Here is a 15,435-nt window from a genome sequence, read left to right on the forward strand (position 1 = left end):
GCGCGTCGCCGGGGCAGCCTCACCACCCCGCGGTCCCGTCGTCCGGCGTTCCGCGCCCGCCCCGGCCCAGGGAGCCGACGATGTCGACCACCCGCTTCTCGACCTCGGCCCCGGCGTCCGCCGAGCCGTGGGCGGACGCGTCCGTGCCGTGGAACCCTCCAAGGGCGGCCTCGCCGTACCCCGACGCGCGCTCCAGATCGTCCGGGAGCGCCGGCTCGCCCACCGCGGTGTGCGGCAGCACGGCCGACAGCACATGGCTCTCGATCCCGAAGGGCGCGAGCTCGACGGCGTACGCCTTCGCGAGCCGGTCGAGGGCGGCACCGGCGGCCTCGTCGAGCCCTCTGCCCCGGGACGCGGGCCCCGGCAGCGGCCGGTTCACCCAGATCAGGCAGCCCGCCCGGCGCCTGCGCATCTCCGGCAGCACCGCACGGTTGACCCGCTGCGCGGCCAGCACGCTCGCATCCAGCACCTGCGAGAACTGGTACGGCGTGAACGACTCGGCGGGACCGTAGGTGTGGCGGTGGCCGCTGTGCACCACCACGTCGATGCCGCCCGACTCGGACACCACCTCACGCACCGCGCGGTCGACGGAGCGCTGGTCCTCCAACTCGGTGTCCACGGGACGCAGCCCGACCCCGTGCCGGCGCGCATAGGCGTCGGCGGCGCCGGACGCGGACGACCCGCGGCCGAGGCCCGCGTAGACGACGTGCCCCGCGTCGGCCAATGCGTACGCGGCCAGGGCTCCGACGCCGCCGGACGCCTCAGCCACGAAGATCACTTTGCCGAACATGTAACCGCACCGATCTGCTTTGAGGTCGACCCCCAGCTGCTGCCTTCAGCGGCCGCGGCCGGGGGGACCGAGGACACGGATTCCCGCGCACCGCCATCCTGCGCCGCACAGTCACCCCGGGGCATCCGTCACCTGTCTGTGCGCCGTGCCGACCGCATACGTCAATCGACTGTCACCGCCCAAGCAGCGGGACGGACCGCCCCGCGGGACCGCCCGGCCACGGGCGGCCCGGCCCCGGGCGGCGCGCGCCCGCCCACGCGGCCCCCGCAGCCCAGACGCATCGGTAGGGCGGACCGTCAGATGACTGATGCGCCGCGCGCGGGCGAGGCAGCACCGTGACCCACGCATGCATGCCATCCAGCAAGACACGCCATGAAGGAGGACCCGCCATGCACGAGAACCCGTCCGACCCCTGGGTCAGGCCGCCGGCGCGCCACCGTATGGCCCCGCTGTCGCTGACCCTCCACCAACTGGCCGAGCGCGCCCAGCGCATCCCCCTGCAAGCGGAGTTCCGCTTCGATCCCGCTCCCCGGTCCGCCCTCACCGTGACCGTCGTCTTCCAGCCCGGAGACGACCTGACCGTCGTCTGGCACATCTCACGCGACATGCTCTACGAGGGCATGCAGGAGGCGACGGGAACGGGCGACATACGGGTGTGGCCCGACGTCACCGCCGATCGGACCGTGGCATACCTGCGCCTCAGGTCCGCCGCCGGACAGGCGCTGTTCGAGATGCCGCTCGCCCCGCTGGAGGAATGGCTCGACGCGACGTATGACCTGGTGCCGCCCGGTGCGGAACTGGCCGGCCTGGACTGGGACGCCGTACTCGCGGACCTGCTCGACGGGGGCGGCGACTGACACGTTCCGGGCGTCGGATCTGCATTCCAGGACAGTCATGTAACGGATGGCGAAAAACCATTGGCCGACCACACTGGAGAGCAGATGAGCGGCTCCCCAGGAAAGGTGTGGACAATGGTCCCCGCAGAAGACGCGGCGATTCAGGAACTCGATCCGCTGCACGTGGACGGCGAGATCACCGACCTGTGGAGAATGAACGAGAAGAACGACATCGCCGGGAAGCTCGGACTGCTCCGCGACATGACGGAGTCTTTCAACGACTATCCCGGCTGGGGACCACTGCACTGCCACGCCGCGATGCGGGACATCGGAATTGTCATGGGATCCGTCCGGCGGAACGGCATCGATCCCCTTGCAGAGGTTCCGGGGCTGGCGCACGCGCTCCGCTCCATTTCCTCCCGCACCCGTATGGTGCCGCGCGACACCGTGCACCACATGACCCGCTGGAATCCCGAGGGCCCCCGCCAGCGGACGTACACCAACAAGCTGGCCGAGCGGCTTCTCATCCGGTCCGTGCACCAGAGCCTCATCGCCATGATGGGCGCCCTTGACATATGCGCCAGCCTTGTGGATCTGCGCGTGGGCACGCCCGAGTTCGCGGAAACGGCCGTCGAACTCCCGGATCATCTCCGCACCCTTGAGGATTCCGTCGACAACGCCCTCTCAGGTGTCTCCCCGGAGTTCTTCGGCGGCGAGCTGCGCCCCCACCTGGAGCCCATCGAGATCGACAACGAGAAGTACCACGGTCCGGCCGCCGCGCATGTGCCCGTACCGCTTCTCGACCTCGCGCTGTGGGCCTCCGACCGGTCCGGTGGCGCGTATGCGGCGTTCGTCGAGCGGGTCAGGCCGTACGGGATTCCGCAGTGGGCGCCCTATTACGACGACTGGTCGAGGCGGCCCTCACTCCTCACCCGGGTGAGCCAGGCGATACGGCACGGCGACGGCGCACCGGACGAGCCCCTGCGTCTCGCGGCCGACGCCCTCAGCCGCTCGTTCCGGACGCTCACCGCCCTCCGGGGAAAGCACATCACCCTGGCCCGAGGCGTCTACGGGACCGACGTCACCGAGCTGACCAGGGACAGTGCGGCGTACATGAGCGGACCGCCACGTCCCGCCACGGCGGCCACGCGATGAGAGGGCGTCGCCGGTGGCGGTCACCCGGCAGCGGACGCACCCGACCGACCCGGGCGCGAGCGTTCCATGCAGTGCACGTAACGAAACTGAGGCCTCATAAGTTCACCCTGCGTCGGGTGACATGACACACCGCAACACCACGTTGCCAAGCATTCTTCCGGCTCGGTAACTTCACTGCGTCGGACCACGCGTGAACACGAACACTTCCGTTACTCGCGCGACTTTCTTCCGGGCCAGGCAGCCAGGGCCGCACCAACCGTTTGCGATGCCCGCCTGCACATCGACGGCCAGCGCACACCCCACAGTAATTCCGGCATGTCCAGCCACAGCAAATGGGAGGCTATTCATGAAGGCGGTAGAGAACGCCCGGGGAGCCGAACCATGCGGCTAGTGGTCGCCATCACCGGAGCCACCGGATCGGTGTTGGGCGTACGTCTCTTGGAAGTCCTGAAGAAGTTGGACGTCGAGACACACCTGATCCTCAGTGATTGGGCGCGCGCCACCATGAGCCTGGAAACGACCTACTCCGTCAACGATGTCCGGGCACTGGCCACACACACCTACAGTGCCCGGGACCTCGCCGCCGCCGTTTCCAGCGGCTCGTTCCGCACCGACGGCATGGTGGTGTGTCCCTGCAGCATGAAGACGCTGGCCGCCATCCGGATCGGATTCACCGACAACCTCATCACCCGTGCCGCCGACGTCACATTGAAGGAACGCCGGCGCCTGGTACTCGTGGCACGCGAAGCGCCGCTCAGCGAGATACACCTGGAGAACATGCACTATCTCGCACGCGCGGGCGCCGTCATCTTCCCGCCCACCATCGCCTATTACGCGCAGCCACGCTCGATCGACGACGTGAACGACTACATCGTCGGGCGCGTGATCGATCAACTCGGAATCCCCCACGAAATGATCAACCGCTGGAAGTCATCCGGGTCGTCGCAAGGCGACGAACACGGTGATCGTGCCGTCCACAAGAACGGAACCGCCCGCACGTCGGCAGCGGCTCCCCGAACCTCCCCTCACATGCTCAACGGCGACAACCCGATCACGAAGGAGATGCAGTGAGCACCAGCACCAGCACCAGTCCGGCAGAGGACGCCCAGCAGCAGGGCGATGACACCGGCCCCGACTTGCGCAGTTGGCTGGCCACTCTGGAGGGTGCGGGCCAGCTGGCGCGCATCGACGCCGAGGTCGACTGGAACGAGGAGATCGGCGCCATCACCCGCGCCAACCTCACCCTGCAGGGCCCTGGCCTGCTGTTCGAGGACATCACCGGCCACCAGGACACGGTCTGCACCAAGTTCCTGACCTCCGCGCTCGGCAACCGCCGCCAGGTGCAGCTGATGCTCGGCCTGCCCGAGGGAACGTCGGACGCGGCCATCGTCCAGCACATGCGGAAGCGATTCCAGAACCCCGTCAAACCCCGCGTCGTCGAGAGCGGACCGGTGCAGGAGAACGTCATCGAAGGCGATGACATCGACCTGGAGCAGTTCCCCGTGCCCAAGTGGCACGCCGCCGACGGTGGCCGCTACATCGACACGTTCTGCGGCGTGGTGACCGAGGACAAGTTCACCGGCCTTGAGAACGTCGGCGTGTACCGCGGACAGATCGTCGACCGCGACAAGATCGCCAAGCTTCTCGTGCCCAGCCAGGGTTACGGCGTGCACTTCGAGGAGTACAAGCCCGAGCCGATGCCCGTGGCCATCGTGTACGGCTGGCACGACGTGCTGCCGTTCTGCGCCGGCAGCCCGTTCCCCAAGAACGTCTGCGAATACGACATGATGGGCGCCCTGCTGGGACGCCCGGTCGACCTGGTGCAGTGTGAGACCGTGCCGCTGCGCGTGCCCGCCACCGCCGAGATCGTGGTCGAAGGGTACATAGACCCCGATCCCAAGAGCTGGATCATGGAGGGCCCCTTCGCCGAGTACCCGGGATTCGTCGGCGCGGCCGCGCCCGCGCCCGTCGTCAAGGTCACCCGCATCATGTACCGCGACGATCCGGTGATGCGCGGGACCCTGGAAGGCATCCGGCCCGGACAGACCAACGAGGACAGCATCACCAACTTCGCCCGGTCGGCCATCACCTGGAACATCCTCGAGGACCTCGGCATCGGCGGAATCACCGACGTCTGGATGACCGAGGTCTCCAACGGCCAGAACACCAACGTCCAGATCCAGAAGCGCTACCGCGGCCACGCACAGCAGATCGCCTCGGCATTGTGGGGCGTGGGTTCGGCGGTGTGGTTCCACAAGAACGTCATGGTGGTCGAGGAGGACATCGACATCCACGATCCCGTGGCCCTGGACTGGGCGCTGTCCTATCGCGTCAACGCCGGCCTCGGAGACGTCGCCTTCTTCGGTCCGGGTATGGGTTCGGCTCTCGATCCGTCGACGCCGCCGGAGCTGAACGACGGCAACAAGTACGGCACCGGGCAGTGGACGCGCATGCTCATCGACGCCACCCGCAACTGGGAAATCGACCCGCAGCCCCAGTGGGGCGGCCGCCGGTTCCCGCCCACCGACACGCTCGAGCTGGAACTGGAGTCGCGGATCGCGTCGCGCTGGGACGAGTACGGGATCGGCATCCCCTACCTCGACGACGAGGGGCGCGAGCGGCTCACGCTGAAGGAACTCAGGAAGCGCATGCCCGAGGTGTGATCCGGGGCGAACGCCCCGGATCACCGGGCAACCGGGCGACCGGGCAACCGGGCAACCGGGCACCACGTGAAAAGACCGCACGGTGGCTCGCGGCCCGCTGATGTCAGGCGTCAGCGGGCCGGCCACCTGCGTGACGAAGAGAGGAGTGAGTTTGATGGTAGACATCCACGTCAGCGTTGCGCTGCCGGCGTCGGCCGAGTCGGCCGGGCACATCGCGATGGCCGAGCAGCTGGGCTACCGGTGCGCCTGTATCTACGACACGCCGTTCGAAGGCAGTGACGTATGGCTGGCGCTGCATGAGGCCGCGCGGGTGACCACGCGCATCACATTGGGTCCCGCCGTGCTGATTCCCACCTTGCGCCACCCGCTGGTCAATGCGGCTCAAACGGTCTCGCTGCACCGCGAGGCGCCGGGCCGCGTCGTCACCTCCTTCGGTACGGGCTTCTCCAGTCGTGCCGCGACCGGGCAGCCGCCGATTCGGTGGTCCTACCTGGAGGAGTACGTTCGCGCCTACGCGGCCTTGCTTGCCGGTGAGTCCGCCGAATGGGAGGGAGCGCCCATTCAGCTCATGCCGACCTCCACCCAGCACGAGGCGCTGCCGCTCGACATCCCCCTGCTCGTCGCGGCCATCGGCCCGAAGGGAGCGGACGTCGCACGGCGCCTCGGTGCCGACGGGATCATCTCGATGTTCCAGCCCATCCCCCAGCAGCGCGATTTCACCACCGCGGTCGTCGCCACGCCCGGCACGGTTCTCGACGACGGCGAGGAACTGAACAGCGAGCGGGTGCGGTTGGCCGTCGGTGCTCCCTGGGCGGGCGTGTTCCACTTCACTTACACCGCTCAGGGGGCCGACGCGGTCCGCGAGATTCCCGGCGGACCGGCCTGGCTCGAGGTCATCGAGAGCTATCCGCCCGATGAGCGGCACCTGCACATCCACCGCGGCCACATGGTGGAGATGAACGAGGCGGACCTCGCCGCGTGGAAGGCCGGCGGCTACGTCACGCTTGCGCCGGGGACGTTGACCGGCACCGCCGACGTCGTGCGCCAGCGTGTGGCCGACATGGCGGGCGCCGGCGCCACCGAGATCATGATCGAGCCGTCCGGGCCCGACATCGGCCGCGAACTCGCGACCTTCATGGCCGCCGTCCGCGGCTGACCCGCGGGTCTGGTCTGGTGCGCCTTCCGTTCCGTGGCGGGTAGGTCCTGCGGCGTGCGCGGGTTTCGTCGTGGCCGGTGCGCCTTCTGTTTCGTCGTGGGGCCGGCTGTCTGGGCGAGTGCGGCTCTCGTTATGGCGGGTGCGCCTTGTGTTGCGTTGTGGGGCGGGGCCGCGGGGGGATCTCCGTCCTCGGTCCGGCGCCCTCCGCACACCGGAGGGTTCAGTGGTCGTGGCGTCGGCCGCTGCGGGCGGACATCCCCCACGTCCCCTCACCTCTCGTACGCGACTGCGGCCCGGTGGGGCCCAAGGTGGCCGCTGTAAGCGCTGGCCCCGCTACTGCTGTGGGCAGTCGTTCCGCTGGGCTGGGGGCACCTCCCAGGCCCTTAAGGCACTGGGGGAGGGTGGGCACAGCCCACGGCCCACGGCGCCCTGGCGGTACCGGCCCGCACCGCCAGGGGCCACATGGGGAAGGGGAAGAGCCACCTCCACTCCCACCCAGCACCGCACGGCGCACACCGCACCACCGCCCCGGAGACCGTCGCCAAGGAGCACGCCGCCGTCCTCGACGCCATCCGCACGGGTGATCCGGACGCCGCCCGGGCCCGGCTCACGGAGCACCTGGACCACGCCCGGGAGCGGCTCCTCACGGCCCGGCTCACCCCGCGGGACGCGGACTCGGCCTGACCCCGGCTCCGCCGCCCGCAGGTCCCGAGGACGCCCCCGCTCCGTTGCTGCGAATGGCTGTCAATGCGTGCATAACTGATCAAATCGGACAATAGTCAACGCATGTGATCCCCCTCGCCAGCCGGAAATCGGGGTGCTTTGACATGCGTGTGACAGGACTTGGCCATGCAGGGCTGTTCATCGAGACCGCCGCAGGAGCGGTACTGTGCGATCCCTGGGTCAACCCTGCCTTCTTCGGTTCATGGTTCCCGTTCCCCGACAACTCGGACCTGGACTGGACCCACTACGGCCGTGCCGCCGACTACCTCTACGTGTCCCACCTGCACCGGGACCACTTCGACGCGGAGAACCTGAGACGGAACGTCCGCAAGGACCTCACCGTGCTGCTGCCCGCCTACGCCACCGACGAGCTGGAGAGCGAGCTGCGTGCCCTCGGGTTCACGGACTTCCTGCGCACCCGCAGCGGCGTCCCCGTCGAGCGCGACGGCCTGCGCATCATGATCACCGCCCTGACCGGCCCGGGCGACGGCCCCATCGGCGACTCCGCGCTCTCCCTGGACGACGGCGAGACCGTGCTGCTCAACCAGAACGACGCGCACCCCCTGGCAGTCCAGGACATCCGCGAGTTCGGCGAGGTCGACGCCTACTTCCTCCAGTTCTCCGGCGCGATCTGGCATCCCATGGTCTACGACTTCCCGGACGCGGCGAAGCGCGAGTTCGCGGCCCGCAAGCGGCAGGGCCAGTTCGACCGCGCGCTGACCTACATCGACGCCGTGGGGGCCACCCACGTGTTCCCGAACTCCGGCCCGCCCTGCTTCCTCGACGACGACCTCTTCGATCTCAACGGCACCGGGCTGGACGGCGAGAGCATCTTCGTCGACCAGCGCGAGTTCCTGGACAAGCTGGCCGCGGCCCGCCCCGACATCTCCGCCCACCTGCTGCTGCCCGGCACGGAAGTGGAGCTGCGCCGGGACAGCGCGTGCAAGCCGAGCCACCGGTACAGCCGGAGCGAGATCGACCGCATCTTCGGCGACAAACGCGCCTACCTGCGCGACTACGCCGAACGCCAGCGCCCCGCACTCGCCGCCGAGCGCGCCTCCCGCGCCCCCGCGCTCCCCCCGGACCGCCTGCTCGCCGAGCTGAAGCAGTGGTGGGAGCCGCTGCTCGCCCGCGCCAACCGCATCTGCACCGGCGTCGGCGGCCCGGCCCGCCTCAACGTGGACGACGTCTCCCTCGTCATCGACTTCCCCGCCCGCGAGGTCCGCCTCTGGGACGGCGAGCGGTGCCGCTACACGCTCTCCACCTCCGGCGACCTCATCGCCACCAACATCGCCCGGCACGAGGTCGACTGGTCCAACAGCCTGCTGCTGTCCCTCCGGTTCTCCGCCAGCCGCATCGGCCCCTACAACGAATACCTGTACGTCTTCTTCAAGTGCCTCTCGCCGGAGCGCATCGAGTACGTCGAGAACTACTACGAGGCGGGCGACGGCGAGGAGGACGACATCAAGATCGAGGGCTGGCAGGTCCAGCGCCGCTGCCCGCACCTCCGCGCCGACCTCAGCCGCTTCGGCCAGCTCGACGGCGAGATCCTCACCTGCACCCTGCACGGCTGGCGCTACGACCTCTCCACCGGCCGCTGCCTCACCGCCGACGGCCACGACATCCGCGCCACGCCGCTGACCTGAGTCCCCCCGGGGGAGGGCGGTGGCCCAGGGGCGTGGCCCGGGGGCGGCCTCCCCCTCACCCCTTCAGGTCCAGCTCGGCGACCACCGTCTTCCCCGGGCCCGGCGACCTCTCCCGCACGGTCCACCGCGAGGCGCACGCCGCCACCAGGAAAAGTCCGCGCCCGCCCTCGCCCAGTGGCGCGGGCGCGGCGACCCCGGCCGGGTCCGGCGGGCGCCTCTCACCGAGCGTGTCCGACACCTCGACGCTGAGCGTGCCGCCGGGGCCGGGCCCGGGCCCGGGGCCTTCGGCCCCGCCGGCTCCCCGCTCCGTCGTGAGCGTCAGCCGCACCTCGAAGTCCCGGCCGGGCACCCGGCCGTGCGTGACCGCGTTCGCGGCGAGTTCGGCGACGAGCAGCGCGGCGGTGTCGGACGCCTCCGTGCCGTGCGGAACGCCCCAGGTGTGGAGCTGGTGCACGACCAGGTGCCGGGCGAGCCGGGCCCCGAGGGGCGTGGAACTGAACCGCTGCGTGAACACACGTGACGTCATGGGCCTCAATGTGTCCGCGGTCACAGGCCGTCCGCCATCTCCACCCTGCGTACACGGGCCGCTGTACGCGGAGTTTCTCTGGACGGTACCCGGAACCGCCCGTGACCCTGGCCCGTCCGGCGCTGTTAATCACACGGACGTCAACCACGGTGCCACGGGAGGGAGTCGGCGATGACCGAGGAGACGGGTGCGACGGATTCGACGGGTTCAGCGGGCGTCTCGGACACGGCGGGCGGGGACCCCGAGTCCTCCGACAGTCTGCGGACGTTCGGCGCGGCGGTCCAGGGGTTACGCGAACACGCGGGCCTCAGCCGCGCGGAGTTCGCCGAGAAGGTGCGGTTCTCCAAGCACACGGTGGCCTCCATCGAGCAGGGGCGGCGGATGCCGGACCCGCACTTCGTGGAGGCCGCAGAGGCGGCGACCGGTAATACGGGCGCGTTGCGCAGGGCGGCGCGCCATATTGTCCGGCGCCGGGGGCTGGCCAGTTGGTTCCGGCAATGGGCGCGTATGGAGGCGGAGGCGATCTGGCTCTACACCTACGAGTGCCGGTTGGTTCCCGGACTGTTGCAGACGGAGGAGTACGCGCGGACACTGTTCCTGAACCAGTGGCCTCCGCTCGACGAGGAGCAGGTCGAGGCTCAACTGACGGCGCGATTGGACCGCCAACGGCTCATCGGGGAGCACCCGAACACGTCCTTCAGCTTCATCCTTGAGGAGCATCTGTTCCTACGGCGTATGGGTGGAGACGAGGTGACACGAGGGCTCATCCGCCACGTCCTGGAGGTGGCCGAGTTGCGCAACGTCGAGTTCCAGATCATGCCGATAGTCCGGCATAGTCACGCAGGACTGGACGGCCCCATGCGCTTGCTGGAAACACCGGACAACCAACGATTCGCCTACTGCGAGGGCCAGGAGAACGGCCAGTTCGTCCGCGACCCCAAAGTGGTCGCCATGCTGCAAATGCGGTATGCCAGGATGCGCTCGCAAGCCCTCGGCCTGGAAGATTCGATGGATCTGCTGAAGCAGATGGAAGGAGCGCTGTGAGCGCCACCGGACTGAACTGGTTCAAGAGCAGCTACAGCGGCGGCTCGGGCGACGACTGCGTAGAGGTCGCGCTCACCTGGCACAAGTCCACATACAGCAGCAGTCCTTCCGGCGACTGCCTGGAAATAGCCACCTGCCCCACCACCGTCCACATCCGCGACTCCAAGAACAAGCAGGGCCCCAGCCTCGCCCTCTCCCCCACGGCGTGGCAGGCCTTCGTGCCGTACGCGACGCGTGCGGACGGCTGAACCCTTCGTGCCCCCGGTCCGCCGGGGGCCCCGAAGGGCAACAAGGGCGGGAACGGGAAAGTGCCGAACGGGCCGGCGGCCCCGCGCCGTCCGGGAGCGGGGCCGCCGGCGGGCGGTCAGTGGGCCGTGCGGTGGGTGGGGAAGGAGGGGACGGTGCTCCGGCCGGGCGTACGGGCCGCGTGCGGGGCGCGGGGCGCGTCCGGGGTGCGGGCCGCGTTCCGGGTCAGGGAGGACTCGGGCGCGGGCTCGGTGGGCGGGACGCCGCCGGCGGCCCAGACGGTGGTGGTCCAGGCGCTGCTCGCCGCGATCGCCGAGCCGATGTCGGTGCGCTCGGCGGGTGAGAACGAGTCGTTCCCGCCGAAGGTCTGGACGTACTGGACGCTGGCCGACTCGCTGGTCAGGTAGGCGGCGGACCCCGGGGAGAGCCGGTCGATGGTGGACCACAGGACGGGGCCGTACGTCGCGCTGACGGCGTCGCCGGTCACGGCGTTCTGCCAGTTCCAGGTGGACTGCACGACGGCGCTGCCGGGGGCGGCCCACCAGAAGCGGGCCAGGTTGACCGCGGTGGACTCGGTGCTGCCGCCGCTGACGTCCCAGAAGCTCCAGGGCTTGTCCAGCGCGGTGTTCTCCAGGGCCTTCCTGGCGTTGGTGCCGACCGAGACGAGGTGGGTCCTCGCCGGGTCCTGGGCGTTGAGGTAGGTCCGTACGGAGGACGGGACGGTGGTGCCCCGGGTCAGCAGGACGACGCCGGTGCCGCGGTAGCCCAGTGCGCCCGCGGCCGAGGCGGCGGCCACCGGGTCGTGGTAGTCGTCGCCGTCGGCCACGAAGACCCAGCTCGGGGCCGCGGCGATCTGCTTGGCGACCCGCGCGGACACCGAGGCCAGATCGGTCCCGCCGAGGCGCAGCGGCTGGTAGCCCAGCGCCTGCACCTGGCTCTCCACCGCGCTGCCGAGCAGGTTGGTGCCGCCCTCCAGGTACACGGTGCTGCCCTTCGGCAGGGACCGCTTCAGCTCGGTGACCACCGCGGAGTCCAGCGAGGTGGCCGAGGTCAGCAGCACCGGGCCCTGCTTCTCGGCGGCGAGCGAGACGGCCGGGGCCGCGTACGTGGCGTTGCCCTTGTTGACGAGGACCGCCGACCGGGCCGGGAGCAGGCCGTCGACGTGCGGGGCGCCCAGCGTGTCGAAGGTCCAGCGGGACGCGGCGTCGTCGATGCCGAGGGCGCCGGTGCCGTAGACGCGGAGCAGCGCGTTGCGGCGCAGCGGCTGCCAGGCGGGCTTGCTGCCGGTGGTGGAGAGCGTGGTGGCGGAGCCGTCGGAGAGGGTGAGGATCTTCGCCGTGACAGCACCGGATGCGGGGTCGGACTCGTCGTACGCGATCCGCCCGCCGTCCGGGTCCCAGGACAGGTCCCGGTGGTCCACGGCGTCCGTGGTCACCTGGGTGACGCCGGTGCCGTCGGCGGCCGCGGTGAAGACCTGCCGCCGGCCGTCCACGACCCGGGTGAAGGCGAGCGCGGTGCCGTCGGCGGAGAAGGACGGGTCCGAGCCGTCGGCGACGATCTTCCTGATGGTGTCGTCGGACGGGTCGAACGTCCAGACGTCCCCTCCCGCCAAGCCGCCGCACGGGTCCGCGCGGACGAAGGCGACGGTGCCGTCGGGGCTCGTGGTGGGGTCCCCGTCGCAGGCCGACGACGGCCGCAGGCTCGCCGGCAGCAGCGGCTCCGGGCCGTATGCGCCGTCCGAGGGGCCGTAGAAGAGCTCGTCACCCGTGCTGGACACGAGGTAGGCGCCGTTCATCCAGTAGACGGCGTCCTGCCAGGAACCGCCGGAGACGTCGCCCTCCGGGGGCGGCAGGTCGACGCGGGAGGTGGTGCCGGTGACCCGGCCGGTGCTGAGGCGGTCCGGCGAGCCGGCCACCACCCGGCTGCCGTCCGGCGCCCAGTTCGGCGTCAGGCCCGCGGAGTTGGTGAGGCCGGCGACGGACTCCGGGCCGGTCCCGTCCGGTTCGACGGTCTGGACGCCGGATCCTGCGTAGAGCGCGATCCGGCCGCCGGTCACCGCGCCGGTGCCGGCCGCCTGCGCCCCCGGCGCCGACGCGCCGAGGACACCGGCCGCCAGAGAGACGGCCGAAGTGAGCGCCGCGAGGCCGCGGCGCGTGCGTGATCTCAAGGAGATGCCCCCCACTGATGGCGTGTGATGGACCGCCGAGCCGGCCGGGCCACGAGCCCCGCCCCGCCCCCCGGGCCGCTCGGCAGGGACGCGAAGGTATCGGGAGGTTGCGTCATCCATGCGGACGACAGGTGAACATTGTGGAGTTCCTGTGCCGCATACGCCGTCCCGCGTTTCCCAACTCGCCGCGCCGCGGACACTCTTCACGACAGAGATTCTTTAACTTTCCAAGACTTTCCGAGACTTCGCATGTAACGTCCCCCATGTCATGATCTCGACAAGCCCCCCGCCGCCCGGTGGGGCGCGCCCAGACATGTCCAGGAAGGACGAACCCCCACATGCGTGCTCCCTTGATATCCAAGCTCGCCATCGCCCTGACCATCGTGACCGCGGCCTCCGCCTCGATCACGGCGACGGCGATGGCGAGCCCGGCGCCGAGCGGTCTCAGCACCCAGGCCTCCGCCTCGCGGTCGGCGATCGCCGAAGCCGCCCGCTCCGCGGCGTTCGCGCACGCCGCCCAGACCGGTCTCGGCAGACAGAGCGGCCTGGTCGCCACCGACGTGATGGTCGACCAGAACGGCAAGCAGCACGTGCGCTTCTCCCAGACGTACCGCGGCCTCCCCGTCGTCGGTGCCGACATCGTTGTCCACCTCACCAAGGACTCCGGGTACCTCGGGGTGACGCGCGCCACGGACAAGCCGGTCTCGGTGCCGTCCGTCACCGCGAAGCTGACGGCGCAGCAGGCCCGGACCAAGGCCGCCTCGGCCGTGGCGAAGGGCTCGGCGGCCGCGCCCCGCCTGATCGTCCACACCCAGCACGGCAAGAGCGTCCTCGCCTACCAGGTGCAGGTCAGCGTCGGCGGTGACGCGGTGGGGGCCCACTCGGTGCTGCTCGACGCCGCGACGGGCACCGTGCTCAGCAACGCCGGCACGCTGGACGACTTCATCTCCCCGAAGCTGGAGAAGAAGCTCAAGGACCTGGGCGAGCGCGCCACGCCGTCCGTGGGCGCGCACACCGCGGCGCCGAAGATCAAGAGCCCGGCCGCCACCTTCCCCGCGCCCGCGGTGGGCAGCGGGATCTCCATGTACGACGGCACCGTGACGCTCAACACCACGCAGACCGCGACGAGCACGTACACGCTGGTCGACAGCACGCGCGGCAAGGCCGAGGTCAGGAACGCCAAGAACCAGGCGCTGTCGGATGCCATCATCTTCAGCAGCGCGAGCACGATGACCGACTCCGACAACAAGTGGGGCAACGGCACCACGTCCGACACCAACACCGCCGGTGTGGACGCCCAGTACGGGCTGACCTCGACCTTCGACTTCTACAAGAACACCTTCGGCCGCAACGGCATCAAGAACGACGGCGTGGGCCCGAAGGGTGTCGTCCACTACGCGCGTAACTACGGCAACGCCGGGTGGGACGACACCTGCTGGTGCATGGTCTACGGCGACGGCGACGGCCAGACGTTCACCAAGCCGCTGACCCAGCTCGACGTCACCGGGCACGAGCTGACGCACGGCGTGGTGTCGTCGACGGCGAATCTGGAGACCGACTTCGACGTGTTCGGCAACCAGATCGGCGAGCCGGGCTCCCTCAACGAGTCGCTGGCCGACATCTTCGGCACGGACGTGGAGTTCACCACGAACAACCCGACGCACGCCCCGAACTACCTGATGGGTGAGCAGCTCGGCCTGTCGCAGGGCTTCCTGCGGCGGCTCGACCACCCGTCGCTGGACAAGCTGGAGGGCACCGTCGACTACTGGAGCACGAACGCGCCCCAGACCGAGGTGCACGCCGGCTCCGGTGTCTCGTCCCACGCGTTCTACCTGCTGGCGGAGGGCAGCGGCAGCAAGACCATCAACGGGGTCGCGTACAACTCCCCGACGTACGACGGCTCCACGGTGACCGGTATCGGGCGGACCAAGGCGGCGGCGATCTTCTACCAGGCGCTGACCCGGTACATGGTCTCCAGCACCGACTTCCACGATGCGCGTACGGCGACGCTGCAGGCCGCGGCTGATCTGTATGGATCCGGGAGTGTGGAGTACAACACCGTGAACAAGGCGTGGGCCGCGGTCAACGTGACCGCGTCCAACGGCTGATCCCTCTCCGGGGGTGCTCCCGACTCCGGGGCACCCCCGGTCCCCTCAGCGGCGCGGGGAACTGCGCGCGCGACCACCCACCGGCCGGTGGTCCGGAGACGACCCGAGCAGCCCCTTTCGGCCGGTGACGACCCGACCGTCTCGTCTCGGCTTGTCGCGCAGTTCCCCGCGCCCCTATCCGGGCGCCCCCCACAACGGGAGCAGCCCCGGCCCCCCAGGGGCGCGGGGAACTGCGCGCGCGACCACCCACCGGCCGGTGGTCCGGAGACGACCCGAGCAGCCCCTTTCGGCCGGTGACGACCCGACCGTCTCACCGGAACCGGTCCCGCCCACACCACGGCGCCTCCCCCACCGCCCCGAGGGCGCGGGACGTAC

The 15,435-nt window shown here is 70.1% G+C and carries 13 protein-coding genes; 10 read left to right on the forward strand and 3 right to left on the reverse strand.

From position 1 onward, the window contains the following. Positions 1–19 precede the first annotated feature (19 nt). Positions 20–769: an SDR family NAD(P)-dependent oxidoreductase gene (locus tag ACSMXW_RS13260; protein WP_485806398.1), complete on the reverse strand. Its 750-nt coding sequence runs from the start codon at positions 767–769 to the stop codon at positions 20–22. Between the two features lie 410 nt (positions 770–1,179). On the opposite strand from ACSMXW_RS13260, the gene ACSMXW_RS13265 reads away from it, so the two are divergent. From ACSMXW_RS13265 to ACSMXW_RS13295, 7 genes are all read left to right on the forward strand, one after another. After that, entirely contained in the window at positions 1,180–1,647 is a 468-nt protein-coding gene (locus tag ACSMXW_RS13265; RefSeq protein ID WP_485806400.1) for an SsgA family sporulation/cell division regulator, read from the forward strand. Between the two features lie 114 nt (positions 1,648–1,761). Further along, entirely contained in the window at positions 1,762–2,781 is a 1,020-nt protein-coding gene (locus ACSMXW_RS13270) for a monodechloroaminopyrrolnitrin synthase PrnB family protein (protein ID WP_485806401.1), read from the forward strand. Positions 2,782–3,162: 381 nt separating this feature from the next. Then, positions 3,163–3,852, forward strand: coding sequence for a UbiX family flavin prenyltransferase (locus tag ACSMXW_RS13275; RefSeq protein WP_485806403.1), 690 nt, complete (start codon positions 3,163–3,165; stop codon positions 3,850–3,852). Beyond that, complete coding sequence (locus ACSMXW_RS13280) at positions 3,849–5,444, forward strand: UbiD family decarboxylase (RefSeq protein ID WP_485806404.1); 1,596 nt, start codon at positions 3,849–3,851, stop codon at positions 5,442–5,444. Before ACSMXW_RS13275 ends, ACSMXW_RS13280 begins: the two co-directional genes overlap by 4 nt. A 154-nt stretch (positions 5,445–5,598) precedes the next feature. Beyond that, positions 5,599–6,600, forward strand: a complete 1,002-nt coding sequence (locus ACSMXW_RS13285; protein ID WP_485806406.1) for an LLM class flavin-dependent oxidoreductase — start codon at positions 5,599–5,601, stop codon at positions 6,598–6,600. 462 nt (positions 6,601–7,062) lie between these two features. Next, positions 7,063–7,284 carry an FCD domain-containing protein gene (locus ACSMXW_RS13290; RefSeq protein WP_485806408.1) on the forward strand — a complete coding sequence of 74 codons (222 nt, stop codon included), beginning with the start codon at positions 7,063–7,065 and terminating at the stop codon, positions 7,282–7,284. A 143-nt stretch (positions 7,285–7,427) separates the two neighbouring features. Continuing rightward, entirely contained in the window at positions 7,428–8,969 is a 1,542-nt protein-coding gene (locus ACSMXW_RS13295; RefSeq protein WP_485806410.1) for a Rieske 2Fe-2S domain-containing protein, read from the forward strand. Positions 8,970–9,024: 55 nt separating this feature from the next. Here ACSMXW_RS13295 and ACSMXW_RS13300 read toward each other — a convergent pair whose 3' ends face one another. Further along, entirely contained in the window at positions 9,025–9,495 is a 471-nt protein-coding gene (locus ACSMXW_RS13300) for an ATP-binding protein (protein ID WP_485806412.1), read from the reverse strand. Positions 9,496–9,666: 171 nt separating this feature from the next. Between ACSMXW_RS13300 and ACSMXW_RS13305 the strand changes: the two genes are divergently transcribed. Together ACSMXW_RS13305 and ACSMXW_RS13310 are read left to right on the forward strand one after the other, a co-directional pair. After that, positions 9,667–10,539, forward strand: a complete 873-nt coding sequence (locus ACSMXW_RS13305; protein WP_485806414.1) for a helix-turn-helix domain-containing protein — start codon at positions 9,667–9,669, stop codon at positions 10,537–10,539. Then, positions 10,536–10,787, forward strand: coding sequence for a DUF397 domain-containing protein (locus ACSMXW_RS13310; protein ID WP_485806415.1), 252 nt, complete (start codon positions 10,536–10,538; stop codon positions 10,785–10,787). The genes ACSMXW_RS13305 and ACSMXW_RS13310 overlap by 4 nt, the downstream gene beginning before the upstream one ends. 116 nt (positions 10,788–10,903) lie before the next feature. Here ACSMXW_RS13310 and ACSMXW_RS13315 read toward each other — a convergent pair whose 3' ends face one another. Next, positions 10,904–12,952 carry a cell wall-binding repeat-containing protein gene (locus tag ACSMXW_RS13315; protein ID WP_485806416.1) on the reverse strand — a complete coding sequence of 683 codons (2,049 nt, stop codon included), beginning with the start codon at positions 12,950–12,952 and terminating at the stop codon, positions 10,904–10,906. 338 nt (positions 12,953–13,290) lie between these two features. On the opposite strand from ACSMXW_RS13315, the gene ACSMXW_RS13320 reads away from it, so the two are divergent. Further along, positions 13,291–15,060, forward strand: a complete 1,770-nt coding sequence (locus tag ACSMXW_RS13320) for a M4 family metallopeptidase (RefSeq protein ID WP_485806417.1) — start codon at positions 13,291–13,293, stop codon at positions 15,058–15,060. Positions 15,061–15,435 lie beyond the last annotated feature (375 nt).

The sequence above is a fragment of the Streptomyces sp. DSM 116793 genome (assembly GCF_057320905.1).